Source organism: Bariatricus sp. HCP28S3_A7, assembly GCF_052066375.1.
GTDB lineage: Bacteria > Bacillota > Clostridia > Lachnospirales > Lachnospiraceae > Allocoprococcus.
On record NZ_JBQHSG010000001.1, the window covers coordinates 142544 to 167206 of the forward strand.

Here is a 24663-nt window from a genome sequence, read left to right on the forward strand (position 1 = left end):
AAGGGGTGCGTTATGGATAGAAAGCAGATGACCAATATCGAAGTGAAGAGAAACAACAGAAACCGTGTGTACCGGTATATATGCAAAAATGGTATTGTATCGAATCCGGATATTTCTTATGCGACGAAGATGAGTTTTTGCCTATAAAATGGATTGCTCTTTTGTGCTCATGTACAGCATAATCTCAGAAAGCAGGGCATACACTGGTATCAGCCGGCAAAGGAGGATACCATATGAATACATTTGACTTATACAAGGACATTGAGACGAGGACAGGCGGGGAGATCTATATCGGAGTTGTGGGACCGGTCAGAACCGGAAAATCCACGTTTATCAAGCGGTTCATGGATGTGCTGGTACTTCCGGGAATGAAGGATGAACACATGAGAGCAAGAACGTTGGATGAACTTCCCCAGTCTGCATCCGGCAAGACGATCATGACGACCGAACCGAAATTTGTCCCGAAAGAAGCGGCTGTGGTCCGTCTGTCAGGGGATACCGATGTGAAGGTGCGACTGATCGATTGTGTCGGTTACATGGTGGAAGGAGCGGCAGGGCATATTGAAAATGGAGACGAGCGGCAGGTGAAAACGCCGTGGTTTGAGTATGAGATTCCATTTACCAAGGCGGCGGGAATCGGAACCAGAAAGGTGATCTGTGACCATTCCACGATAGGAATCGTGATCACGACCGACGGGAGCATCGGTGATATTCCAAGGGAGAATTACCGCCCGGCAGAGGAACAGACGATTCAAGAACTAAAGAGTCTGGGAAAACCGTTTATCGTTCTGGTAAACACCAGAAAGCCTTATAGCGAAGAGGCGAAGAAAGTCGCAAAGGAAATCGAAGAAACGCATAAGGTTACAGCGATGCCGGTGAACTGTGAACAGCTAAAAGAGGAAGACATCCATCATATTATGGAACAGATTCTGTTTGCATTTCCGGTTTCGGAAATTCAGTTTTTCATTCCCAAGTGGGTGGAAATGCTGCCACGAGATCACAAGATCAAGCAGGATATGCTGGAATATGTGCGCCAGGTCCTTAATCATGTCGATGAGATCCGGGATGCGCAGAATGCGGTCGTGACCCCGCAAAGTCCTTACATAACTGAGGCAAAGGTTGGAAAGATCTCCATGGACACCGGATGTGTCGCTGTGGAGATCCGGGTGGATGACGCGTATTATTATGAGACATTAAGTGAACTTACCGGAACCGCGATTACCAGTGAGTATGATCTGATCGGAACGATCAAGGAACTGTCGTCACTTCGAAAAGAGTATGAGAGTGTGAAGGATGCCATGGATTCTGTGAAATTAAAAGGCTATGGTGTGGTAAGCCCCGGAAAAGAGGAAATCCATCTGGACGAACCTGTCGTCATCAAGCAGGGAAATAAGTTCGGTGTGAAAATTCATTCCGAGGCGCCGTCCATTCATATGATACGTGCCAATATCGAGACGGAAATTGCGCCGATCGTGGGGAGCGAGCAGCAGGCAGAGGATTTGAAGAACTATATCAAAGCAGCTGCCCAGTCACCGGAGGGAGTCTGGGGAACGAATATTTTCGGCAAATCCATCGAAGAGCTGGTCATGGACGGGATGCACGGAAAGATTGCGATGATCAACGATGAAAGTCAGGTGAAACTTCAGGATACCATGCAGAAAATTGTCAATGACAGCAATGGAGGGCTGGTCTGCATTATCATTTAACAGGAATATGTGGTTGCACAGATGATTTGGGGTATGTTATACTTTTAGATATCAAATATGCCGGTACCGTTTTTTACAGGTATCGGCTTTGACTGTACGTAAGGAGAAGAAAAGAGGAGAGTATAAATGAAAGCAGCAATTGTTTCAGTAGATACATTGATTTACCAGAAATTAAAAGAGGATGATTGTGCGCCGATCGTCAAAAGGATGCTGGGGCAGGTCAGCTTCCGGACGGAACTGATTCAGCCGGTTCCGAATGACAAAGAGGTGATCCGGAAGGTGCTTGCAAGGATCGCTGATGCGGAAATCGCCGATCTGGTATTGACTATCGGAGGAATCGGGTGCAGGGATGAAGACTGGACACCGGAGGCGACGAAGTCGATCCTGGACAAAGAAATACCGGGCATGGCAGAAGCGATGCGGCTGTATATGGAGAGAACGAGAAAGCGCGCCATGCTGACCAGGGGAGTTGCCGGAATCCGGAACCATACGTTGATCGTGAATCTTCCGGGAAGTCCGAAGATCATCAAGGAATGTCTGGAATACATTCTCCCGGAGATCGTTTATGCGACCGAAGTCGTACTGGGAGAACATGACGATATTAAGGAGTAGCAGATGAAAGTAAGGATATATACCGATGGCGCTGCAAGGGGGAATCCGGACGGACCGGGGGGATACGGGACGGTTCTGGAATATGTAGATACCAAAGGGCAGCTCCATGTAAAGGAATTGTCGCAGGGATATGTGAAGACGACCAATAACCGGATGGAGCTGATGGCGGTGATCGCCGGACTGGAGACCCTGAACCGGCCATGTGAGGTCGAATTATATTCGGATTCTCAGTATGTGGTCAACGCATTCAACCAGCACTGGATCGAAGGATGGATCCGCAAAGGATGGAAGCGCGGGAAGAACGAACCGGTCAAGAATGTGGACCTCTGGAAACGCCTTCTGGAGGCGAAAAAGCCGCATCAGGTTCAGTTTATCTGGGTGAAAGGTCATGACGGCCATCCCCAGAATGAGCGGTGTGACCAGCTCGCGACGACAGCGGCCGACGGAAAGGATCTGATCGTTGACGAGGGACTTTAGACTTTACAAGATAGAAAAAATGTGTTAGAGTGTTTGAGGCAAGTAAGACAGACGTTCGCGGCTGCAGGTGCCGAAAGGTCGCAGGTGAGGAAAGTCCGGGCTTCACAGGGCAGGATGCCGGATAACGTCCGGTGGAGGTGACTCCAAGGAAAGTGCAACAGAAATAAACCGCCTGTCATATGACAGGTAAGGGTGGAAAGGCAGTGTAAGAGACTACCGCCCGTCTGGTAACAGAAGGGGCACATGTAAACCCCATCCGAAGCAAGACCGAATCAAAACGATGTGGCGGCCCGTCACGTTTTAGGTAGGTCGCTTGAACCTGCTGGCGACAGCAGGTCTGGATAGATGAACGTCCAACGACATAACCCGGCTTATCGTTTTGCTTGCCTGTTTATACTGAATTTTTATTTATGGTTTGTCATAGTTATGTATAATGTAGCGGAGAGGAAAGGTGGCTATTGTTAGTCACTTTTTTCTTTTATAAAGTAAATATAGGAGTATGATACTGGAGTGGAGTAAAATGTACGATATCGGAATATGTGATGATGGGTTTGAGATTTGTGGTTTTATTCAAAAGGTAATCAAGGAATATGCAGCAACTCATAACAACTTGATGTATGTGAAAACATGGCATACTGGCGAAGAATTAAAAGAATATCTGGGAAGCGGGAATTCTCTGGATTTGTTATCCGATGGATTTTCTGATAAAGTCAACATCAAAGGGACTGATAGAAGAAAGTCTGGAGTTGGCTATACGATTGCTAGGGGAAAAACCAGGGAAATTTAGATTTGAAAGAGGAAAGGAGGTTCAAAAATGAAAATTCCAAAATAAAATTGTGCTGACTACATAATATCCCCAAAACACAATTTTCTTTTCTTCTTTTCTCTCCTGAAAATTCCCCCAAAATATTTGAATAAATCTGTCAATTAAATAAATTCGAAACAAAATTGGGAAAAGAATTAGAATTTACAGATAGCATTGGATTCCTTCTGGAAAACCCTACTTTTCTGGACCGGTATTCTGGCTATGAGAACTTGAAGATGCTGGCATCTATTCGGAACCTGATTGGAGAAGAAGAAATTCATGCTATACTGCGAAAAGTTGGACTGGATGCAAAGGCGGAAAAGAAGAAATATCGTAAGTATTCCCTTGGGATGAAACCCGACAAAAAAGCTAATTGCAACAAAATAGTATAGGGAGAGGTATCACTCTTTTGAGTAATATCTCTCCCTATTAAAGGTTGTTTATTTTCCTTACGTTATTTTACAGAATTAATGTTTTCTCCTTTTCTGTCTGTCATATTTTTCTTCGCAGTATTTGCACCGGTACACTTCATTTTCCGGATCGGTCAGGACGAAGATATGATCCAGCTCCTGTTCGATGGAAGTGATACAGCGTGGATTCTTGCATTTGATCACATTTTTGATCTCTTTCGGAAGCGTCAGCGCCTTTTTGTCGACGATTTCTTCATTTTCAATGATATTGATCGTAATGTTGTGATCGATGAATCCGAGGATATCCAGGTCGATGATGTCGATCGGACATTCGATTTTGATGATGTCCTTCTTACCCATCTTGTTGCTCTTGGCGTTCTTGATGATAGCTACACAGCAGTCCAGCTTATCCAGCTTCAGATATTTGTAAATATCCATGCTCTTTCCGGCTTCAATGTGATCAAGAACAAAACCTTCCGAAATCTTACCGATATTCAATGTATTCTTTACCATAGTCAGTTACCTCCTAATCCACATGGATATCAAGCAGTGTCAGAATGAGGGCCATTCGGATATAGACACCATACTGTACCTGCTTGAAATAAGCAGCTCTTGGATCCTCATCTACTTCGACAGAGATCTCATTTACCCTTGGAAGCGGATGAAGCACCAGCATATCCGGCGGTGCGAGTTCCATTTTGGCTTTGTCGAGAATATAGAAATCCTTCATACGGACATAATCTTCTTCGTTAAAGAAACGTTCTTTCTGTACACGTGTCATATAGAGAAGATCGAGGTCAGGAAGCGCCTCTTCAAGACGAACTACCTCAGTATATGGAATGTTCTGTTTATCCAGAACGTCATGTCTTACATAATCCGGAAGACGAAGTTCTTCTGGTGAAATCAGTACAAATTCAATATCATCGTAGCGGGCAAGGGCATTGATAAGAGAATGAACGGTACGGCCGAATTTTAAGTCACCACAGAGACCGATTTTCAAGTGGTTCAATCGTCCTTTCAGAGAACGGATCGTAAGCAGGTCGGTTAAAGTCTGGGTCGGATGCTGATGTCCGCCGTCACCTGCGTTGATGACAGGAATGGTAGCATGCTGGCAGGCAACCATCGGAGCCCCCTCCTTCGGATGCCGGATCGCACAAATATCAGCGTAGCAGGAAATCATGCGGATCGTGTCAGAAACACTTTCGCCTTTTGCAGCAGAACTGGATGCTGCTGAAGAAAATCCCATGATGCTGCCCCCAAGATTCAGCATTGCAGCTTCATGGCTGAGGCGGGTACGGGTGCTTGGTTCATAGAATAAAGTAGCAAGCTTTTTGCCGTCGCATGCATGTGCGTATTTCTTTGGATTTGCCTCGATGTCGTTCGCGAGATCCATGAGTTTGTCAAGTTCTTCGACAGAAAAATCTAATGGACTCATTAAATGTCTCATGTAGGAAACCTCCTTTATTTTTGCCAGAATGACGACAGGTCTTCTGGAATTAATCTTTATTCTTCACTATCATATAATAAAACAGACCACATTTCAATAAGGATTTTATCTTTTGGTTTTCCGGCAGTTCGCTCTGATTTGGATATTCAGCCAAAGGAAGAGGAATAAAGAACTGGATTTTATAAAAAAAATAGTATATAATGTCACCGCAGGCAATGAATGCCGAAAGAACGAGCGAATGATAGAAGAAAGAACGTACAGATAAGGAGAGAATCCATTATGGAAACATTACTGGAGATGAGGCAGAAACTGGATGAGATCGATACCCAGATTACGGAGCTCTACGAGAAACGTATGGAAATATGCGGACAAGTGGCGGATTATAAGATAAAAAATGGAAAAAAGGTGCTGGACCGCACACGCGAGAATGAGAAGCTGGCGTCCGTATCTGCAATGGCGACGAATGATTTTAATAAAAAGGGAATCAGAGAACTGTTTGAGCAGCTGATGTCCATGAGCCGGAAACTCCAGTATCAGAAGTTGTCCCAGGAAGGCGTCCTTGGAAGACTTCCTTTTATTGAACTGGATGAGCTGAATGTGGAAGGGGCCCGTGTGGTGTTTCAGGGCGTTGAGGGCGCCTATAGTCAGGCTGCCATGGAGAAATTCTTCGGATCAGGTCAGAAGAATTTCCATGTGCCGACGTTCCGGGATGCAATGGTAGCGATCGAAGAAGGAACGGCGGATTATGCGGTGCTCCCGATTGAAAATTCGACAGCAGGCGCGGTGGATCAGGTCTATGATCTCCTGGTAGAATTTGAAAATTATATTGTCGGTGAAGTCATCCTTCCGGTCCGCCATCAGCTTGCCGGTCTTCCGGGTGTGAAGATTTCCCAGATCAAGAGAGTATATTCCCATCCGCAGGGACTGATGCAGAGCGCCAGATTCCTGGATAATTACGGGGACTGGGAGCAGATCAGTGTCGCGAATACGGCGGTTGCGGCGAAGAAGGTGCTGGAGGAGAAGAATCCGGAGCAGGCGGCTGTGTGCAGTGAATATGCGGCAAAGCTTTACGGCCTGGAGATCCTGGAGCAGGACATCAATGCAGAATCCGATAATTCGACGAGATTTATTGTCATTACGAACCAGAAGGTATTTTTGAAACATGCCTCAAAAATCAGCATCTGCATGGAAGTTCCGCACGAAAGCGGATCCTTGTATCACCTGCTTTCACATTTTATTTACAACGACTTGAATATGACCAAGATTGAATCACGCCCGATCGAAGGAAGAAGCTTTGAATACCGCTTCTTCGTTGATTTTGAGGGAAATCTTGCGGACGCGGCCGTCAAAAATGCGATCCGCGGTTTGAGAGAAGAGGCGCTGAATCTGAAAATTCTCGGCAATTACTAGATTCAGAACAGACATATGCTTTGACATTTGCAATGGGAAAGGACAAATGAAATGAGAACGAACGAACTGGTATTATATCGCTATATGGAACATGAAGATCTGCTGCGTGATATGACATTTTTGATCGAAAATGCAGATAATGAGTATTATAATAAAGAAGATCTGAAGGGACTTTTATATGAATGCCTGAATGAAATGATCGAACTGGCGAGCTGTTACGGATTTGAAGGAAATCTGTGGCATAATTTTCTCACTTTACTGCTGGCAAACAGTGAGAATGCGTACAGTACTGCATGCGAGATCGTAGGTGAGATCGAAGGAAGTGTCAATGAGGCAGCACTTCATGATTTTGAAATTTTCAAAGAATTGTTTGATTATGACCTTCACCGGATGGAGAAGGAGATTGGGACTACCTGTATTTACATGATCGAGGATTATCATCACACAAACGGGCACGGAAAAGTCTTTAATAAGAGGATCCGCGACCGCATCTGCGATCTTGCAAGGGCACTTGGACAGGCAGGATCCGCGGAAGAATTCAAGCGGATCATCACCGGATTTTACAAAGAATTCGGAGTGGGCAAGCTTGGACTTCATAAGGCGTTCCGCGTGGAGCACGATGAAGACGGTGTGCAGATCGTGCCGATCACTAACATCGCCCATGTTCATCTGGACGATCTGGTGGGATACGACATGGCAAAGCAGAAGCTCATCGACAATACGGAGGCATTTGTAAGCGGAAGACGCGCGAACAACTGTCTGCTGTTCGGAGATGCAGGGACAGGAAAATCCTCTTCGATCAAGGCAATCCTAAACCAGTATTATGACAGGGGATTGAGAATGATTGAGGTTTATAAACATCAGTTCCAGGATCTGAATGATGTGATCGCGCAGATCAAGAACCGCAATTACAAATTTATCATCTATATGGATGATCTCTCTTTCGAAGAATTTGAAATTGAGTATAAATATTTGAAAGCAGTGATCGAGGGCGGACTGGAAAAGAAGCCGGACAATATTCTGATCTATGCGACCTCCAACCGCAGACACCTGATCCGTGAGACTTTCAAGGATAAGGCAGACCGCGATGAAGAACTGCACACCAACGATACGGTGCAGGAAAAACTCTCACTGGTGGCAAGATTTGGTGTTACCATTTATTTTGGAAAGCCGGATAAGAAAGAATTCCAGAAAATTGTCAAAACACTGGCGGAACGAAACGGGCTTACGATGCCGGAAGATCAGCTCCTGCTGGAAGCAAATAAATGGGAACTGAATCACGGTGGCCTGAGCGGAAGAACGGCGCAGCAGTTCATCGATTATCTGCTTGGTAAGAATTAGGAGTACTTGCGCTTTCGGACAGGACTTGTTATACTAATATGATACTGGAATTATAAAAATCGGATCAAGGAGATCATGGTATGAAATGGAATAAATTCAGAATAGAGACAACGACGGAAGCGGAGGATCTTGTCAGCAGTATGCTCATGGATCTGGGAATCCAGGGCATTGAGATCGAAGATAATATTCCGATGAGTCAGAGAGAAAAAGAGCAGATGTTTGTGGATATTCTTCCGGAGACCGGCGTGGATGACGGAGTTGCCTATATCAGCTTCTATCTGGAAGAAGAGGATGACAAGGAAGCGGTACTTGCAAAGGTTCGCGCTGAACTTGAGGATATGCGTGCGTATATCGAGGTGGGAAGCGGATCGATTGAGGAGTCGCAGACGGAAGATGTGGACTGGGTCAATAACTGGAAGAAATATTTCCATCAGTTCTACGTAGATGATATTTTGATCATCCCGTCCTGGGAGAATGTGAAGCCTGAAGATGAGAATAAGATGATTGTACACATCGATCCGGGCACTGCGTTTGGCACCGGTATGCATGAGACCACGCAGCTCTGTATCCGGCAGATCCGCAAGTATACCACGGAGCATACACGGATTCTGGATGTGGGATGCGGCAGCGGTATTCTGGGGATGCTTGCATTGATGTTCGGAGCCGAATATTCCGTCGGAACCGATCTGGATCCGTGTGCCATCGATGCGACCCGTGAGAACATGCAGGTAAATGGGATCACCGAAGATCGCTATGAGGTGATGATCGGTAATATCATTGATGATAAAGCGGTGCAGGATAAAGTGGGTTATGAGAAATATGACATTGTTGCAGCCAATATCCTTGCGGATGTGCTGGTGCCGCTTACTCCGGTTATTGTGAATCAGTTAAAACCGGGCGGAATCTATATCACCAGCGGAATTATTGATGACAAAGAAGAAACGGTAGTGAATGCTGTGAAAGCAGCGGGACTTGAGGTCCTTGAGGTGAACTATCAGGGAGAATGGGTTTCCGTAACTGCACGTAAGAATTAGATGGGATGAGTGAGTGATGCATCATTTTTTTGTGACACCTTCGCAGGTGGAAGAACCGTATATCTATGTGGAAGGGCAGGATGTTAATCACATGAAGAATGTCCTTCGGATGAAACCGGGCGAACAGGCCGGGATCAGTGATGGGAATAATCTCAAATACGTCTGTGAAGTGGTATCTTACGAGGAAGGAAGGGCTACACTTCGTATCCTGGAAAAAATGGAGGCGGATACAGAGCTTAGCAATGAATTGTATCTGTTTCAGGGACTTCCCAAGGGAGACAAGATGGAGCTGATCGTTCAGAAAGCGGTGGAACTCGGAGCGGTGAAGATCATTCCGGTCGCAACGAAGCGTTCTGTCGTGAAGCTGGATGAGAAGAAAGCTGCAAGAAAAGTGGAACGCTGGAACAGCATTGCCGAGAGCGCCGCAAAGCAGGCCGGTAGAAGCCGGATCCCGGAAGTGGAGATGCCGCTTTCGTACAGCGAGGCTCTTAAGAAGGCCGCAGAGCTGGATGTGGTGCTGATTCCGTATGAGCTTGCCAAAGGGATGGAGGAGACAAAACGGATCATTCGTTCCATCAAAAGAGGGCAGTCTGTTGGAATCTTTATCGGGCCGGAAGGTGGTTTTGAACAGGAGGAAGTGGAAGCAGCCATCCGCAGTGGTGCAAAAGAGATCACCCTTGGAAGGCGGATTCTGAGGACCGAGACAGCGGGACTAGCGATTCTTTCTGTGCTGATGTTTGAACTGGAAGAGCAGCAGTAGGATTTCATTCAGAAGAGACAGATGGCAGGAAAGCAGAACCGGCATAAGATATAGTGAGGAAGAAGTTAGGAGACGATAAAAATGGAAGTTTATCTGGATAATTCAGCTACGACCAGAGCATATGACAGTGTCAGGGATATCGTTGCGAAAACGATGTGTGAGGATTACGGCAATCCATCTTCCATGCATAAAAAAGGCGTGGAGGCGGAAAAATATGTCTGGGGCGCAAGGGAAACGCTGGCAAGGCTGATGAAAGTGCAGGAGAAGGAAATATTCTTTACATCCGGTGGAACAGAAAGTGACAATCTGGCACTGATCGGAGGCGCGCGTGCAAATCATCGCGCCGGAAAGCATCTGATCACGACGGCGATCGAGCATCCTGCTATTTTGAATACGATGAAATATCTGGAAGAAGAGGAAGGGTACCGGGTCACATACCTTCCGGTTGATATGTACGGGCGGGTGCGTTTGGATGCCTTGAAAGAAGCACTCTGTCCGGAGACGATCCTGGTATCAATCATGTATGTAAATAATGAAATCGGATCCGTACAACCGATCGCGGAAGCAGCAGGAATCGTGAAGTCCTATAACCGGAATATTCTGTTTCATGTGGATGCCGTGCAGGGCTTTGGAAAATACAGGATCTATCCGAAGAAAATGGGAATCGACATGTTCTCGGTAAGCGGACATAAGATTCACGGCCCGAAGGGGATCGGATTCCTCTATATCAATGAAAGGGCAAAAGTAAGACCGATCATTTTTGGAGGAGAACAGCAGAAGAATATGCGATCCGGTACGGAAAATGTTCCGGGTATTGCCGGAATCGCGCAGGCAGCAAAAGAGATTTATACGGGACTGGACGAAAAAGTGGCGCATATGAGGTGGCTGAAGCAGAAATTTATAGAAGGTGTCAGCCAGATCGAACATACAAAGGTTCATGGACTTACCGATGAGACGAGCGCACCGCATATCATCAGTGTGGGAATTGCAGGGATCCGGAGTGAGGTTCTGCTGCACACACTGGAGAGCAAAGGAATTTATGTATCATCCGGTTCTGCATGCTCATCGAATCACCCGTCTGTGAGCGGAGTGTTAAGAGGAATCGGTACAGGTAAAGAATATCTTGATTCCACAGTTCGCTTCAGTATGTCAGAATTTACAACGGAAGAAGAGATTGATTATACATTGCAGACATTATACAATTGTGTGCCGATGTTAAGAAAGTACACACGCCATTAGGAGGAAAGTATGAAGTTTCAGACTTATTTGATAAAATATGGAGAGATTGGAATCAAGGGAAAGAACCGGTATATGTTCGAAGATGCGTTGGTGCGTCAGGTAAAATTCGTTTTGAAAGATGTAGAAGGAGACTTCCACGTATACAAGTCACAGGCCCGTGTCTATGTGGACTGTGAAGGATACTATGATTCCGACGAAGTGACGGAAGCACTTCAGAGAGTGTTCGGAATTGTGGGAATCTGTCCGGTAGTCCGGGTATCTGACCGTGGATTTGATGAATTGAAAAAAGATGTGGTTGCATATATGGACGAAATGTATCCGGATAAAAATATCACATTTAAAGTCGAGTCCAGAAGAGCAAAGAAGACTTATCCGAAAAAATCGATGGAGATCAATTGTGACCTTGGAGAAGCGATTCTGGATGCTTTTCCGGAAATTCGCGTGGATGTTCACAAGCCGGACGTTCTTCTCCGAGTAGAAGTCCGCGAGGAAATCTATATTTATTCGGAAATTATTCCGGGACCGGGAGGCATGCCGGTCGGTACGAACGGCAAAGCCATGCTTCTCCTTTCAGGAGGAATTGACAGCCCGGTGGCAGGGTATATGATCTCCAAGAGAGGAGTCGGACTTGAGGCGACTTATTTCCATGCACCGCCGTATACCAGTGAGCGCGCAAAACAGAAGGTGGTCGATCTGGCGAAGCTTGTCTCAAAGTATACAGGACCGATCAAGCTTCATGTGGTGAATTTCACCGATATCCAGCTCTATATTTATGAGAAATGTCCGCATGACGAGCTTACTATTATTATGAGAAGATATATGATGCGGATCGCAGAGCATTTCGCAAAACAGGATGACTGTCTGGGACTGATTACAGGAGAGAGCATCGGACAGGTGGCGAGTCAGACGATGCAGAGCCTTGCGGCTACAAATGATGTCTGCACTCTTCCGGTATATCGTCCGCTGATTGGTTTTGATAAGCAGGAAATCGTGGAAGTGGCAGAGAAGATCAACACCTATGAGACCTCGATCCTTCCGTATGAAGACTGCTGTACCATTTTTGTAGCAAAACATCCGGTAACAAAACCAAATGTGGAAGTGATCAGAAAATCGGAAGAAAAACTGGCGGAAAAGATTGATCAGCTTTTTGACGAAGCAATTCGTTCGGTAGAGACGATTATCGTAAAATAAAGGAAACAAAGCCTAAAAAATAAGATGAAGGCTCCGAGAAACCTTCATCTTATTTTTAACTAAATATTAAACTAAATATGGGTTCAGGATTTCAAGAATGTGATCGACTTCTTCACTGTCAGCGTGAATGTTGAGATCAATCGGTTTTGAAAGATCCAGACTAAAGATACCCATGATAGATTTAGCATCGATAACGTATCTTCCAGATACAAGATCAAAATCATAATCAAACTTTGTGATTTCATTTACGAAAGATTTTACTTTATCAATTGAGTTTAAAGAAATCTGTACTGTTTTCATGTGAAAGTTCCTCCTTGTTTTGAATTTATATAGATATATTATAGTTTGTATAGAGAATTGTCAAGGAATAAAATGCCAAAGAAAACGATATCTTTTTGTAAAATCTTATAGAATTTGAAGGTGGGAAATGTGATGAGAAAAGCAGCGTTACACAATTTGGGGTGTAAAGTAAATGCCTATGAGACGGAAGCAATGCAGGAACTTCTTGAGAAGAACGGATATCAGATTGTCCCGTTCCAGGATGAGGCGGATATTTATATCATTAATACCTGTTCGGTTACGAATATTGCAGACCGGAAATCCAGACAGATGATCCATCGTGCCAGAAAGCAGAATCCGGATGCGGTGATCGTGGCTGCGGGCTGTTATGTGCAGGCAAGGACCGATGCAGGGGAAAAGGATGAGAATATTGATATTGTCATTGGGAATAATAAGAAACAGGAGCTGATCGGGATCCTGGATGCCTATTTTGCACAAAAAGAGAAGCATCAGCAGATTGAAGTAATCGATATCAACCATACTGCAAAGTACGAAGAACTGTCCCTCACAAGGACGGCAGAGCATACAAGAGCCTATCTGAAAGTGCAGGATGGCTGTAATCAGTTTTGTACGTACTGCATTATCCCGTATGCACGGGGAAGAGTAAGGAGCAGAAAAAAGGAAGAGGTTGTGCGGGAGGTAGAGACACTGGCCGCAAACGGATATCGTGAGGTGGTGCTGACCGGAATTCATCTCAGCTCCTATGGTGTGGATCTTAAGGATGAAAATGGGAAGCAGCAGGAAGACCTGCTCTCACTGATTCGGGCGGTCCATGAAGTGGAAGGTATTGTAAGGATCCGGCTCGGATCTCTGGAACCGCGGATCATCACAGAAGAATTTGCGTCTGAACTGTCGAAACTCAAGAAGATCTGCCCGCATTTTCATCTGTCGCTCCAGAGCGGATGCAATGCGACGCTGAAGCGGATGAACCGCCGGTATAGTGCGGAGGAATACTATGAGAAATGCAGGATCCTTCGGAAATATTTTGATAATCCGGCTCTTACTACCGATGTGATTACCGGATTCCCGGGAGAGACAGAAGAAGAATTTGAGGAATCCAGACGTTTTGTGGATAAGGTGGATTTTTATGAAACGCATATATTTAAGTATTCGAAACGCCGTGGGACAAAAGCAGCGGAGATGAAAGGCCAGATTACAGAGCAGGAGAAGGCCGGAAGAAGTGCTATTTTGCAGGAAATGAATGAAAGAAAACAGGCAGAGTATGAAAAGCAGTGGGTTGGTAAGGAAGTAGAAGTCCTTTTTGAAGAGGTGACTGAAAAAGAAGGACGGAAGATGGTGACCGGACATACCAGGGAATATCTCAGGATTTCTGTGCCTTGTACCGAAGACGGAGAGGAAAGCTGGACTAATCAGATAAAGAAAATTAAAATTGTGGATATTTCACAAATTACTCATTGAATTTTATTACAGATTATATTAGAATGGGTATTGAAGTATTGGAGGTCGTAAGATGAAGAATTTATCGAATACACAATTTTTTCAGGTGGAGGCCGGACCACAGATTCAGGCAAAAGATATCCTTGAGATTGTATATAATGCTTTAGTGGAGAAAGGATATAATCCAGTGAATCAGATCGTAGGATACATTATGTCAGGTGATCCTACATACATCACCAGCTACAATGGTGCAAGAAGCCTTGTGATGAAGGTGGAACGGGATGAGATCGTAGAAGAACTGCTGAAGGCATATATTAAGAACGAGTTATAGGATGATTCAGATTATGCGGATTATGGGATTGGATTACGGTACGAAGACTGTGGGAGTGGCGGTAAGTGACCCGCTGGGGATTACAGCCCAGGCCGTAGAGACGATTGTGCGCAAGTCGGAGAACAAGCTCAGACAGACACTGGCAAGAATTGAAGCACTTGCAAAAGAATATGAAGTAGAGAAGTTTGTGCTTGGTCTGCCAAAACATATGAACAATGATATCGGAGAACGGGCAGAGAAAGCGTTGGAATTTGGTGAGATGCTTCGTCGGCGGACCGGCCTTGAGGTCGTGATGTGGGACGAGCGTCTGACCACGGCATCAGCAGAGCGGACGTTAATTGAAACAGGGATAAGAAGAGAGAACCGCAAGCAGTACGTGGATCAGATTGCGGCTGTTTTTATATTGCAGGGATTTTTGGATTCGCTTGCGATGAAGCAGAACCCGGACGAGGGAGACGAATTGTATGAGTAGTGAAAAACTGGTTTTTACTTATGAAGATAGTGGAGAACAGGTAGAATTTTATATTCTTGAGCAGACGAAGCTGAATGGGAATACGTATCTTCTGGTTGCAGATTCTGAGGAGGACGACGCGGAATGTCTCATCCTTAAGGACACCAGTGCGCCTGAAGATGAGGACAGTCTCTACGAGATCACAGAAGATGAAGTGGAACTCGAGGCTGTATTGAAAGTGTTTGAAGAATTACTGGAAGATGTGGATATCGAGATGTAGCAGCACACCGCGCGCCGGGAACCGGGGCGTAGACTCTTTATTTTACGATATGGATGTACGGACGATACATAAAAATATATGGAGGTGTGACGTTGAAACGAACGAACAATTCTAAATTGAAAATCATTCCGCTGGGAGGTCTGGAAAAAATCGGAATGAACATTACTGCCTTTGAATATGAAGACAGTATTATTGTTGTGGATTGCGGTCTTTCATTTCCGGAAGATGATATGCTGGGAATCGACCTGGTAATTCCGGATATTTCTTATCTTAAGAATAATGTTGAAAAATTAAAAGGCTTTGTAATTACCCATGGGCATGAAGACCATATTGGAGCTCTTTCTTATGTGCTTAAGGAGATTAATCTCCCGATTTATACTACGAAGCTGACCATGGGAATCATTGAGAAAAAGCTGGCAGAGCATAATCTGCTTCGCTCCACCAGAAGAAAAGTGGTGCGCCACGGACAGTCTATCAATCTTGGGCAGTTCCGTATTGAATTTATCAAGACAAATCACAGTATTCAGGATGCATCTGCACTTGCCATTTATTCACCGGCAGGTATTGTGGTGCATACGGGAGACTTTAAAGTGGACTACACCCCGGTATTTGGCGACGCGATCGATCTTCAGCGGTTTGCGGAGATCGGAAAGAAGGGAGTACTAGCCCTCATGTCGGACAGTACCAATGCAGAACGACCGGGATTTACCCAGTCTGAACGTACTGTGGGAGCAACATTCGACCGTATTTTTGCGGAGCATACGAACAGCCGTATCATCATTGCGACCTTTGCGTCGAATGTGGATCGTGTTCAGCAGATTATCAATTCTTCCTACAAATTTGGAAGAAAAGTTGTGGTTGAAGGACGCAGCATGGTCAATATCATTTCCGTAGCGTCTGAACTTGGATATCTGAATGTACCGGACAACACGCTGATCGAGGTGGATCAGCTCCGGAATTATCCGCCGGAGAAGACGACGATCATCACAACCGGAAGCCAGGGAGAATCCATGGCGGCACTGTCCAGAATGTCGGCGGATATTCATAAGAAGATTACCATTATGCCGGGCGATACGATCATTTTCAGTTCGAATCCGATCCCGGGAAATGAAAAAGCGGTTTCCCATGTGATCAATGAACTCTCTGCCAAAGGGGCAGACGTTATTTTCCAGGATGCACATGTTTCCGGTCATGCGTGTCAGGAGGAATTGAAGCTGATCTATTCCCTTGTGAAACCGAAATATGCCATTCCGGTGCATGGAGAATACCGGCATTTGAAAGCGAATGCGAATCTTGCAAAATCTCTGGGAATTCCGAAAGAGAATGTATTTATCCTGAAGTCGGGCGATGTGCTTGCTCTGGATGAGAACAGCGCCGAGATCGTAGATAAAGTTCATACAGGAGAGATTCTTGTGGATGGTCTTGGTGTAGGCGATGTCGGTAATATTGTTTTAAGGGATCGTCAGCATCTGGCGGAGGACGGTATTCTGATCGTTGTTCTCACTCTGGAAAAAGGTACCAATCAGCTCCTGGCAGGTCCGGATATCGTTTCCCGCGGCTTTGTCTATGTGCGTGAATCGGAAGGCCTGATGGAAGAGGCGAGATGTGTGCTTACGGATGCGGTGGAGCGGTGCCTGATGAGCCGCCACGCGGACTGGAGCAAGATCAAGCTTGTGATCCGCGATACGATGAATGATTTTATCTGGAAGAGAACGAAGAGAAAACCGATGATCCTACCGATCATTATGGATGTATAGAAGGATTCATGTGCCCCGCAGGTGTTGCGGGGCATCTGTATGAATGCGTATACAGCTGTATGGACAGGATATCGGTGATGTGCAATACAGGAAGTGAGGAACCACATGATAGTTGAAGAACGTCTGGTGACATACTTACATTCTCTGGAACAGGAGAACAGCGAGATCCTGGAAGAGATCGAACAGGCGGCTTTGCGAGATAGTGTGCCGATCATACGCAAGGAGATGCAGAGTTTTCTGAAGGTGCTCCTTGCGATCAAACGTCCCACGAGGATCCTGGAAGTGGGAACAGCGGTCGGCTTCTCGGCGCTGCTGATGAGCGAATATGCTCCTGAAGAATGTACAATTACTACGATAGAAAATTATGAGAAAAGAATTCCCATTGCCCGGGAGAATTTCAAAAGAGCGGGGAAGGAACAGAAGATCACTCTGATCGAGGGAGATGCCATGGAAGTGCTGACAGAGCTGAGTGGGCCATATGATTTTATTTTTATGGATGCCGCGAAGGGGCAGTATATTGCATATCTCCCGGAAGTGCTCCGAATTCTGGAGCCGGATGGCGTTCTGGTTTCAGACAATGTGCTCCAGGACGGGAATATCATTGAGTCCCGTTTCGCGGTGGAAAGACGGGATCGCACGATACACAGCAGAATGCGGGAGTATTTGTATACGCTGAAGCATCACCCGGACCTGGAGACTTCGATCATCCCGCTCGGGGACGGAACGGCAGTCAGCGTGAAAAGAAATAAAGGGAGGTAGAAGCAGATGGCACGACATCCTGAATTATTGATTCCGGCAAGCAGCCTGGAAGTTTTAAAAACAGCAGTTATTTTCGGTGCAGACGCCGTTTATATCGGCGGAGAAGCATTCGGACTTCGTGCAAAAGCGAAGAATTTCTCCATGGATGAAATGAGAGAAGGAATCGCTTTCGCTCATGAACATGGCGTGAAAGTGTATGTAACGGCAAATATTCTGGCTCATAATTATGATCTGGATGGTGTGCGTGCTTATTTTGAGGAGCTTCGGGACATCAGGCCGGATGCACTGATCATTGCCGATCCGGGAGTATTTGAGATTGCAAAAGAGGTATGCCCGGAGATTGAACGCCACATCAGCACGCAGGCAAATAATACGAATTACGGAACCTATCTGTTCTGGCACAAGCAGGGGGCAAGCCGTGTGGTTTCAGCCCGGGAACTGTCGCTTCGGGAGATCAAAGAGATCCGAAGTCATATTCCGGATGATCTTGAGATCGAGACCTTTGTGCACGGAGCGATGTGTATTTCCTATTCCGGAAGATGCCTGCTCAGTAATTATTTTACCGGGCGAGACGCCAACCACGGTGCCTGTACGCACCCGTGCAGATGGAAATATGCGGTCGTGGAGGAGACAAGGCCGGGAGAGTATCTGCCGGTATACGAGAACGAGCGGGGAACTTATATTTTTAATTCTAAGGATCTCTGCATGATCGAGCATATACCGGAACTGATCGATGCGGGAATTGACAGCTTCAAGATCGAGGGACGAATGAAGACGGCTCTCTATGTGGCGACAGTGGCAAGGACTTACCGTAAGGCGATCGATGATTACCAGAAAGATCCGGAGCTTTACCGGAAGAACATGCCCTGGTATCTGGAACAGATCGTGGGATGCACATACAGACAGTTTACGACAGGCTTCTTCTTCGGTAAACCCGGGGATGAATCACAGATTTATGACAGTAACACCTATCTGCGCGATTACACGTATCTTGGAATGGCAGGGGAAGTACGTGACGGCATGGTACGGATCGAACAGAGAAATAAGTTCAGTGTTGGAGAAGAGATTGAAATCATGAAGCCGGATGGAAGGAATCTGGAAGTGACCGTAGAGCGTATTGTAAATGAAGAAGGAGTGGAGCAGGAAAGTGCACCGCATCCGAAACAGGTATTGTATGTCAAGCTGACCGGTGATGCCGAACCATATGATATTTTAAGGCGAAAAGAAATGGAAATGAATGGGGAAGCATAAGAGAAGCTATGTATCAGGAGGACTTCGGTCCTCCTTTTTGTATCTGAATATAATCAGAAATAAGGACGGAGTTTTTCAATTGCGCCCTTCTCAATACGGGAAACGTAAGAACGCGAAATACCGAGCCGTTCAGCAATCTCACGCTGGGTGTATTCTTCATGATTGTATAGACCATATCGCATCTTCAGAACCAGCTGTTCCCGGGAAGTGAGAGCGGATTCCAGTTTACTGTAGAGAAGCTGAATGTCATTTTTTTCCGAAATCCGTGAGCATGCATCTTCTTCTCTGGATTCCAGAATGTCATAGATCCGGATCTCGTTGCCTTCACGATCCGTGCCCACTGGTTCGTAAAGAGAAATTTCACGATTGGTCTTGCGCTTGCTACGAAGCAGCATCAGGATCTCGTTTTGGATACATCTGCAGGCATAAGTGGCCAGCCGTGCGTTTTTTTGAGGATTAAATGTTGATACGGCCTTGATAAGGCCGATCGTCCCAACTGAGATCAAATCCTCCGGATCATCTTCCAGATATTGATATTTTTTCATGACATGCGCAACAAGACGAAGATTCCGTTCAATCAGAATGTGCCGGGCCTTTTGGTCACCTTCTGCATACTTGCGGAGAAAACAGGCCTCTTCTTCGGCTGTGAGAGGTGGGGGAAAGGACTTCAAAAGCAGCACCTCACAGAGTAGTTATTATAGTGTATGCGGGGACAAATCTGAGCGTGCATTTCCGAAAAAAGATTTCCGGCATTGACAAAACGGATGATTTCCGATATGATGGGGATACATTTTCTAAAGGATTTCGGTTTTCTTTTAGCAAATCAAAGTGACGATCCGTCACAACATTTTCAGAAAAGATTTTTGTACTTTTACCGTCAGGTAAAGGAGAATTTTCATGGGATTTTATACAATTTTATCAGCATCGATTCAGGGAATCAAAGTTGAAATGATTCAGGTTGAGGTAGATGTGGGGAATGGTCTTCCGGTATTTCATATGGTGGGTTTCCTGGCTTCTGAGGTGAAAGAGGCGGCAGAACGTGTACGAACGGCTCTGAAAAATACAGGGTTTATGATCCCGGCGAGGAAGGTGGTCGTGAATTTGTCGCCTGCCAATGTAAGAAAAAGAGGAACAGCGTTTGACCTTCCGATTGCGCTTGGCGTACTCATGGCACTTCAGATCCTGCCCGGAAACAGGCTGAAGAATGCACTGGTGGTTGGAGAACTGGGATTGGACGGAAGTGTTCGCAGGACAGAAGGAATTCTCGCAATTGTAGCGGAGGCAAAAGAAAGAGGAATCAGGTTCTGCATTGTACCGGAAGAAAACATGAAAGAGGCGGTATTGATCCAGGGAATTCATATTCTGGGCGTCAAGACACTGGCGGAGGTCTGCGAGTGGGCCAAAGGGCACAACTGTGCAGTCACAGAAGCGGATTTTACGTCTGATTTTGTTCATGAGGTACAAAAAGCGGACATAGATTATAGTGACATTCAGGGACAGGAGATCATGAAAAGGGCGGCGCTTGTGGCTGTAGCTGGAAATCATAATCTGCTTTTTATCGGTCCTCCGGGGGCAGGAAAAACGATGGTTGCCAAACGAATCCCGACGATCCTGCCGGGTCTGACCAGAGAGGAAAGTCTGGAAATCACCAGGATTTATAGTATTGCCGGACAGATCGAAGGGGAGAATCCGCTGATTACAAAGCGTCCTTTTCGGGAGGTTCATCATTCGGTGACCCGGGCAGCTCTGATCGGCGGAGGAATGATCCCTTCGCCGGGAGAAGTGACGCTGGCACATGGAGGTGTGCTGTTTTTGGATGAATTGCCGGAGTTTTCACGCACGGCACTGGAAGCACTTCGACAGCCCCTTGAGGAAAAATGCGTCCATATCGCCAGAAATCAAGGGATTTATTCGTTCCCGGCCGATTTTATGTTGGTGGCGGCGATGAATCCGTGTCCCTGCGGATTTTATCCGGATCTGGATAAATGCTCCTGCTCCCTGTCACAGGTGCAGAAATATCTGGGAAAGATCAGCCAGCCGTTTCTGGACAGACTGGATGTCTGTGTGGAAGCGGCGAAGGTGGAGTATGATGTACTTGTGGGAAAACAGGAAGAATGTACTTCGGAAAAACTGAGAAAAAAGGTGGAAAAGGCGAGAAAAATACAGAAAGAGCGGTTTAAGGACTTGCCAATTGCAACAAACTCGCAGATGCGTAAAGAAGAAATAGAACAGTTCTGCCGCCTGGACAGCCGGGGAGAATCCCTGATGCGACAGGCATATGATGCGCTGCATCTGACGGCAAGGAGTTATTACAAAATTCTGAAAGTGGCACGCACGATCGCGGATCTGGAAGGATCGGAAGTGGTTGAAGAAGGACATCTGGGAGAAGCGATCGGGTACAGGATGATGGATAAGAAATATTGGGGTTGTTAGGAGAAGAAAAATGACAGAATTGTGGCAGGAATACTATCTGGCGAATATATCAGAAATTAGGCCTGGGAAAAAGCGGAATTGGGCGGATCGGGGAATATCTGCTGAATTTTTATATAATATAGAAGAAATCAGTGAAAAAGAGCGCATCATGGCCGGAATCACAGAGGAAGAAAAGCGGATCCTTATGGAAAGCAGGAAGAGTAAGAACTGGAAGGAAGAGCTGGAAAAACTGGAAGAAAGAGGAATTCATTTCCTTGCGTGGGACAGTGACAGGTATCCCGGACGGTTGAAGGAGCTTACAGGTATGCCATATGGGCTATACGTAAAAGGTGAGCTCCCGGAGGAGAATCGAACAAGTGTCGCAATCGTAGGTGCCAGAAGATGCAGTGCCTACGGCGAGAAGATGACATTGCAGTATTCGGAAATACTGGCAGAGGCAGGCGCACAGATCATCAGTGGGATGGCACTGGGAATCGACGGGGCAGCACACAGAGGAGCGTTATCTTCCGGCGGTAAGACCTTTGCCGTACTAGGATGCGGAGTGGATTTGTGTTATCCAAGAGAGCACAAAGGACTCTATACAGATTTGTCTGTGAAGGGAGGAATCCTGTCGGAATATCCGCCCGGTACACCGCCTCTTGCCAATCATTTTCCGGCGCGAAACCGTCTCATCAGCGGCCTTGCGGATGTGGTGCTCGTGATGGAGGCAAAAGAAAAAAGCGGATCACTGATTACTGCGGACATGGCATTGGAGCAGGGAAGAGATATTTTTGCACTTCCCGGACCCGCTGACAGTGCTCTCAGCAAAGGCTGTCACCGACTCATAGATCAGGGGGCAGGAATCCTTCTTGACCCGGAAGAACTGTGTGAACAACTTCACATGATTCCGAAAAATAAGAAAAACGGAATGGCTCAAAATAACCATAAAAATAAAATAATGCTTGAAACTGAAGAGGATTTGGTGTATAGTAAGTGCGATTTGTTCCCGAGAAGCAGAGAGGAGATCCGAAGGCTCACCGGACTTGCTCCGGAAGAATTATCAAGGATTCTGCTCTCGCTTGAATTAAAAGGGTACATATCAGAACGGTCGAAAAATTATTATTTCAGACGAATATAGATTGCAGTGACAGGCATGGAGGAGTATTATGGCACGTTATCTCGTAATTGTGGAATCACCTACAAAAGTGAAAACCATTAAGAAGTTCCTTGGCAGCAACTATGTGGTGGTTGCGTCTAACGGGCATGTAAGAGATTTACCGAAGAGTCAGATGGGGATTGACATTGAACATGATTTTGAACCAAAATATATCACCATTCGGGGAAAGGGTGAAATTCTTGCAAATCTTCGAAAGGAAGTAAAGAAAGCGGATAAGATTTATCTTGCAACTGACCCGGACCGGGAAGGAGAGGCGATCTCCTGGCATTTGATGAAAGCATTGAAGCTTGAAGATAAGAAAGTATACCGGATCAGTTTTAATGAGATCACAAAGAGTGCGGTGAAAGCATCTTTGAAAAATGCGCGCGAGATCGACATGGATCTTGTGGATGCACAGCAGGCAAGGCGTGTGCTGGATCGAATCGTGGGATATAAGATCAGTCCGCTTCTCTGGGCAAAGGTGAAACGGGGACTGAGCGCAGGACGTGTACAGTCTGTGGCACTTCGTATCATTGCGGACCGGGAGGAAGAAATCAACTCCTTTATTCCGGAAGAGTACTGGACGCTGGATGCGATCCTGAATGTCAAGGGGGAGAAGAAGCCCCTTACAGCGAAGTTCTATGGGACAAAAGACGAGAAAATGGTGATTCATAACAAGGAAGAACTGAATCAGATTCTAGCAGGATTGGATGGCGTGCGTTATGAAGTGACCGACGTGAAACGGGGCGAGCGAATCAAGAAAGCACCGCTTCCGTTTACCACCAGTACCCTGCAGCAGGAAGCTTCCAAAGCCCTGAATTTTGCAACATCTAAAACCATGCGGATCGCACAGCAGTTATACGAAGGCGTGGATATCAAGGGCAGCGGTACGACCGGCCTTATCACGTATCTGCGTACGGATTCTACCCGTATCTCAGAAGAAGCAGATGCAAGTGTGAAGGCATACATCGGTGAAGTGTACGGAGAACAGTATGTTACACAGGTAGAAGAGACGAAGAAATCAGACGGGAAGAATATTCAGGATGCTCATGAGGCGATTCGTCCTTCTGATGTGACCAGGACCCCTGCATCGGTGAAGGACTCTCTGTCCAGAGATCAGTTCCGACTGTATCAGCTGATCTGGAAGCGGTTTGTTGCCAGCAGAATGCAGCCGGCCAGATATGAGACGACATCGATCCGGATCGGAGCAGGTGACTATCGTTTTGCAGTGTCTGCTTCCAAGGTGGTATTTGAAGGTTTCCGCCTGGTTTATGTGGAAAGCGATGAAGAGAAAGAAGGGAGCAATATCCTTGTAAAAGGACTGGATGAGAACTCGGTTCTTACGCATGAATCGTTTGACTATAAGCAGCATTTCACTCAGCCGCCTGCGCATTTTACAGAAGCGGCTTTGGTTAAGACGCTGGAGGAGTTGGGGATTGGAAGACCAAGTACCTATGCTCCGACAATCTCCACAATCATTTCCAGAAGATATGTTGCGAAGGAGAACCGGAATCTGTACATGACAGAGCTGGGAGAAGTAGTCAATAATATGATGAAAAAATCTTTCAGCAGTATCGTAGATGTGAATTTCACAGCTTATATGGAAGGACTTCTTGATATGATTGCAGAAGGCAAGGTAGAATGGAAGACTGTGATCCGCAATTTCTATCCGGATCTGGAAGAAGCAGTGGAAAAGGCGGAAAAAGAACTGGATACCGTGAAGATCGAGGACGAGGTTACGGATGTTGTGTGTGAAGAATGCGGACGCAACATGGTGATCAAATACGGACCACACGGAAAGTTCCTGGCCTGCCCCGGATTCCCGGAATGTAAAAATACAAAGCCGTATCTTGAGAAAATCGGCGTTGCATGTCCGAAATGCGGCAAAGACATTGTGCTGCGCAAGACTAAGAAAGGCAGAAAATATTACGGATGCGAGGATAATCCGGAATGTGATTTCATGTCATGGCAAAAACCGTCCACGGAAAAATGTCCAAAATGCGGAAGCTATATGGTGGAAAAAGGAAATAAACTGGTGTGCGGTGACGAACATTGCGGTTATGTAAAAAATAAATAGGAAATTCATTGAGTTCTTGC

General features: G+C 46.0%; 26 protein-coding genes and 1 other RNA gene. 23 read left to right on the plus strand and 4 right to left on the minus strand.

From position 1 onward, the window contains the following. The first annotated feature begins 12 nt into the window (after positions 1-12). The 7 genes from ACTNA4_RS00690 (at position 13) to ACTNA4_RS00720 (ending at position 3992) form a co-directional block, all read left to right on the plus strand. A complete protein-coding gene (locus tag ACTNA4_RS00690) occupies positions 13-147 on the plus strand; it encodes a hypothetical protein (protein WP_427806418.1) in 135 nt (44 codons plus the stop codon). An 86-nt stretch (positions 148-233) separates the two neighbouring features. Continuing rightward, complete coding sequence (gene spoIVA / locus ACTNA4_RS00695; protein WP_427806417.1) at positions 234-1706, plus strand: stage IV sporulation protein A; 1473 nt, start codon at positions 234-236, stop codon at positions 1704-1706. Between the two features lie 126 nt (positions 1707-1832). Continuing rightward, the gene (locus ACTNA4_RS00700) at positions 1833-2318 is read left to right on the plus strand and encodes a MogA/MoaB family molybdenum cofactor biosynthesis protein (protein ID WP_427806415.1); all 486 of its coding nucleotides are present in this window, start codon (positions 1833-1835) and stop codon (positions 2316-2318) included. Between the two features lie 3 nt (positions 2319-2321). Continuing rightward, entirely contained in the window at positions 2322-2795 is a 474-nt protein-coding gene (rnhA, locus tag ACTNA4_RS00705) for a ribonuclease HI (protein ID WP_427806413.1), read from the plus strand. Positions 2796-2834: 39 nt separating this feature from the next. After that, positions 2835-3185, plus strand: an RNA gene (gene rnpB / locus ACTNA4_RS00710) — RNase P RNA component class A. Positions 3186-3315: 130 nt separating this feature from the next. Then, complete coding sequence (locus tag ACTNA4_RS00715; RefSeq protein WP_441028145.1) at positions 3316-3582, plus strand: hypothetical protein; 267 nt, start codon at positions 3316-3318, stop codon at positions 3580-3582. Positions 3583-3743: 161 nt separating this feature from the next. Next, positions 3744-3992, plus strand: coding sequence for a hypothetical protein (locus tag ACTNA4_RS00720; protein WP_441028147.1), 249 nt, complete (start codon positions 3744-3746; stop codon positions 3990-3992). A gap of 75 nt (positions 3993-4067) precedes the next feature. Here the strand turns inward: ACTNA4_RS00720 and ACTNA4_RS00725 are convergent, their stop codons facing one another. After that, positions 4068-4523 (minus strand): aspartate carbamoyltransferase regulatory subunit, encoded by a 456-nt coding sequence (locus ACTNA4_RS00725; RefSeq protein ID WP_427806411.1) that lies wholly within the window; start codon positions 4521-4523, stop codon positions 4068-4070. 13 nt (positions 4524-4536) lie between these two features. Next, on the minus strand, positions 4537-5457 hold the full coding sequence (gene pyrB, locus ACTNA4_RS00730) for an aspartate carbamoyltransferase (protein WP_427806410.1): 921 nt from the start codon (positions 5455-5457) through the stop codon (positions 4537-4539). Positions 5458-5736: 279 nt separating this feature from the next. Here pyrB and pheA point away from each other — a divergent pair, with 279 nt between their 5' ends. The 6 genes from pheA (at position 5737) to thiI (ending at position 12432) form a co-directional block, all read left to right on the plus strand. Further along, positions 5737-6867 (plus strand): prephenate dehydratase, encoded by a 1131-nt coding sequence (gene pheA / locus ACTNA4_RS00735; protein WP_427806409.1) that lies wholly within the window; start codon positions 5737-5739, stop codon positions 6865-6867. A gap of 51 nt (positions 6868-6918) precedes the next feature. Continuing rightward, on the plus strand, positions 6919-8208 hold the full coding sequence (locus tag ACTNA4_RS00740) for an ATP-binding protein (RefSeq protein ID WP_441028149.1): 1290 nt from the start codon (positions 6919-6921) through the stop codon (positions 8206-8208). A gap of 80 nt (positions 8209-8288) precedes the next feature. Beyond that, positions 8289-9242 (plus strand): 50S ribosomal protein L11 methyltransferase, encoded by a 954-nt coding sequence (gene prmA / locus ACTNA4_RS00745; protein WP_427819146.1) that lies wholly within the window; start codon positions 8289-8291, stop codon positions 9240-9242. A gap of 16 nt (positions 9243-9258) precedes the next feature. After that, on the plus strand, positions 9259-10002 hold the full coding sequence (locus ACTNA4_RS00750; protein WP_427819148.1) for a 16S rRNA (uracil(1498)-N(3))-methyltransferase: 744 nt from the start codon (positions 9259-9261) through the stop codon (positions 10000-10002). Between the two features lie 81 nt (positions 10003-10083). Further along, positions 10084-11241 carry a cysteine desulfurase family protein gene (locus ACTNA4_RS00755; RefSeq protein WP_441028151.1) on the plus strand — a complete coding sequence of 386 codons (1158 nt, stop codon included), beginning with the start codon at positions 10084-10086 and terminating at the stop codon, positions 11239-11241. A gap of 9 nt (positions 11242-11250) precedes the next feature. Next, positions 11251-12432 carry a tRNA uracil 4-sulfurtransferase ThiI gene (gene thiI, locus ACTNA4_RS00760; protein WP_427806404.1) on the plus strand — a complete coding sequence of 394 codons (1182 nt, stop codon included), beginning with the start codon at positions 11251-11253 and terminating at the stop codon, positions 12430-12432. A gap of 66 nt (positions 12433-12498) precedes the next feature. On the opposite strand, the gene ACTNA4_RS00765 is transcribed toward thiI, so the two are convergent. Further along, positions 12499-12732, minus strand: coding sequence for an HPr family phosphocarrier protein (locus tag ACTNA4_RS00765; protein ID WP_427806402.1), 234 nt, complete (start codon positions 12730-12732; stop codon positions 12499-12501). 132 nt (positions 12733-12864) lie between these two features. Here ACTNA4_RS00765 and mtaB point away from each other — a divergent pair, with 132 nt between their 5' ends. The 7 genes from mtaB (at position 12865) to ACTNA4_RS00800 (ending at position 18998) form a co-directional block, all read left to right on the plus strand. Beyond that, complete coding sequence (gene mtaB, locus ACTNA4_RS00770; protein ID WP_427806401.1) at positions 12865-14190, plus strand: tRNA (N(6)-L-threonylcarbamoyladenosine(37)-C(2))-methylthiotransferase MtaB; 1326 nt, start codon at positions 12865-12867, stop codon at positions 14188-14190. Positions 14191-14242: 52 nt separating this feature from the next. Continuing rightward, a complete protein-coding gene (locus ACTNA4_RS00775; protein ID WP_427806400.1) occupies positions 14243-14500 on the plus strand; it encodes an IreB family regulatory phosphoprotein in 258 nt (85 codons plus the stop codon). A gap of 13 nt (positions 14501-14513) precedes the next feature. Continuing rightward, complete coding sequence (gene ruvX, locus ACTNA4_RS00780; protein WP_427806486.1) at positions 14514-14972, plus strand: Holliday junction resolvase RuvX; 459 nt, start codon at positions 14514-14516, stop codon at positions 14970-14972. Further along, positions 14965-15231 (plus strand): DUF1292 domain-containing protein, encoded by a 267-nt coding sequence (locus ACTNA4_RS00785; RefSeq protein WP_427806399.1) that lies wholly within the window; start codon positions 14965-14967, stop codon positions 15229-15231. The genes ruvX and ACTNA4_RS00785 overlap by 8 nt, the downstream gene beginning before the upstream one ends. 92 nt (positions 15232-15323) lie before the next feature. Then, positions 15324-16988 (plus strand): ribonuclease J, encoded by a 1665-nt coding sequence (locus tag ACTNA4_RS00790; protein ID WP_427806398.1) that lies wholly within the window; start codon positions 15324-15326, stop codon positions 16986-16988. 105 nt (positions 16989-17093) lie between these two features. Beyond that, positions 17094-17747: an O-methyltransferase gene (locus ACTNA4_RS00795; protein ID WP_441028153.1), complete on the plus strand. Its 654-nt coding sequence runs from the start codon at positions 17094-17096 to the stop codon at positions 17745-17747. A 6-nt stretch (positions 17748-17753) separates the two neighbouring features. After that, positions 17754-18998 carry a peptidase U32 family protein gene (locus ACTNA4_RS00800; RefSeq protein WP_427806396.1) on the plus strand — a complete coding sequence of 415 codons (1245 nt, stop codon included), beginning with the start codon at positions 17754-17756 and terminating at the stop codon, positions 18996-18998. A 53-nt stretch (positions 18999-19051) separates the two neighbouring features. Here the strand turns inward: ACTNA4_RS00800 and sigK are convergent, their stop codons facing one another. Then, complete coding sequence (sigK, locus tag ACTNA4_RS00805; protein ID WP_441015934.1) at positions 19052-19669, minus strand: RNA polymerase sporulation sigma factor SigK; 618 nt, start codon at positions 19667-19669, stop codon at positions 19052-19054. A gap of 226 nt (positions 19670-19895) precedes the next feature. Between sigK and ACTNA4_RS00810 the strand changes: the two genes are divergently transcribed. Genes ACTNA4_RS00810 through topA form a run of 3 tightly spaced genes read left to right on the plus strand, consistent with a single transcriptional unit; the run spans position 19896 to position 24643 of the window. Continuing rightward, the gene (locus tag ACTNA4_RS00810) at positions 19896-21431 is read left to right on the plus strand and encodes a YifB family Mg chelatase-like AAA ATPase (RefSeq protein WP_441015937.1); all 1536 of its coding nucleotides are present in this window, start codon (positions 19896-19898) and stop codon (positions 21429-21431) included. A gap of 10 nt (positions 21432-21441) precedes the next feature. Continuing rightward, positions 21442-22548, plus strand: coding sequence for a DNA-processing protein DprA (gene dprA, locus ACTNA4_RS00815; RefSeq protein ID WP_427819201.1), 1107 nt, complete (start codon positions 21442-21444; stop codon positions 22546-22548). 28 nt (positions 22549-22576) lie between these two features. Next, positions 22577-24643: a type I DNA topoisomerase gene (topA, locus tag ACTNA4_RS00820; protein WP_427806391.1), complete on the plus strand. Its 2067-nt coding sequence runs from the start codon at positions 22577-22579 to the stop codon at positions 24641-24643. Positions 24644-24663 lie beyond the last annotated feature (20 nt).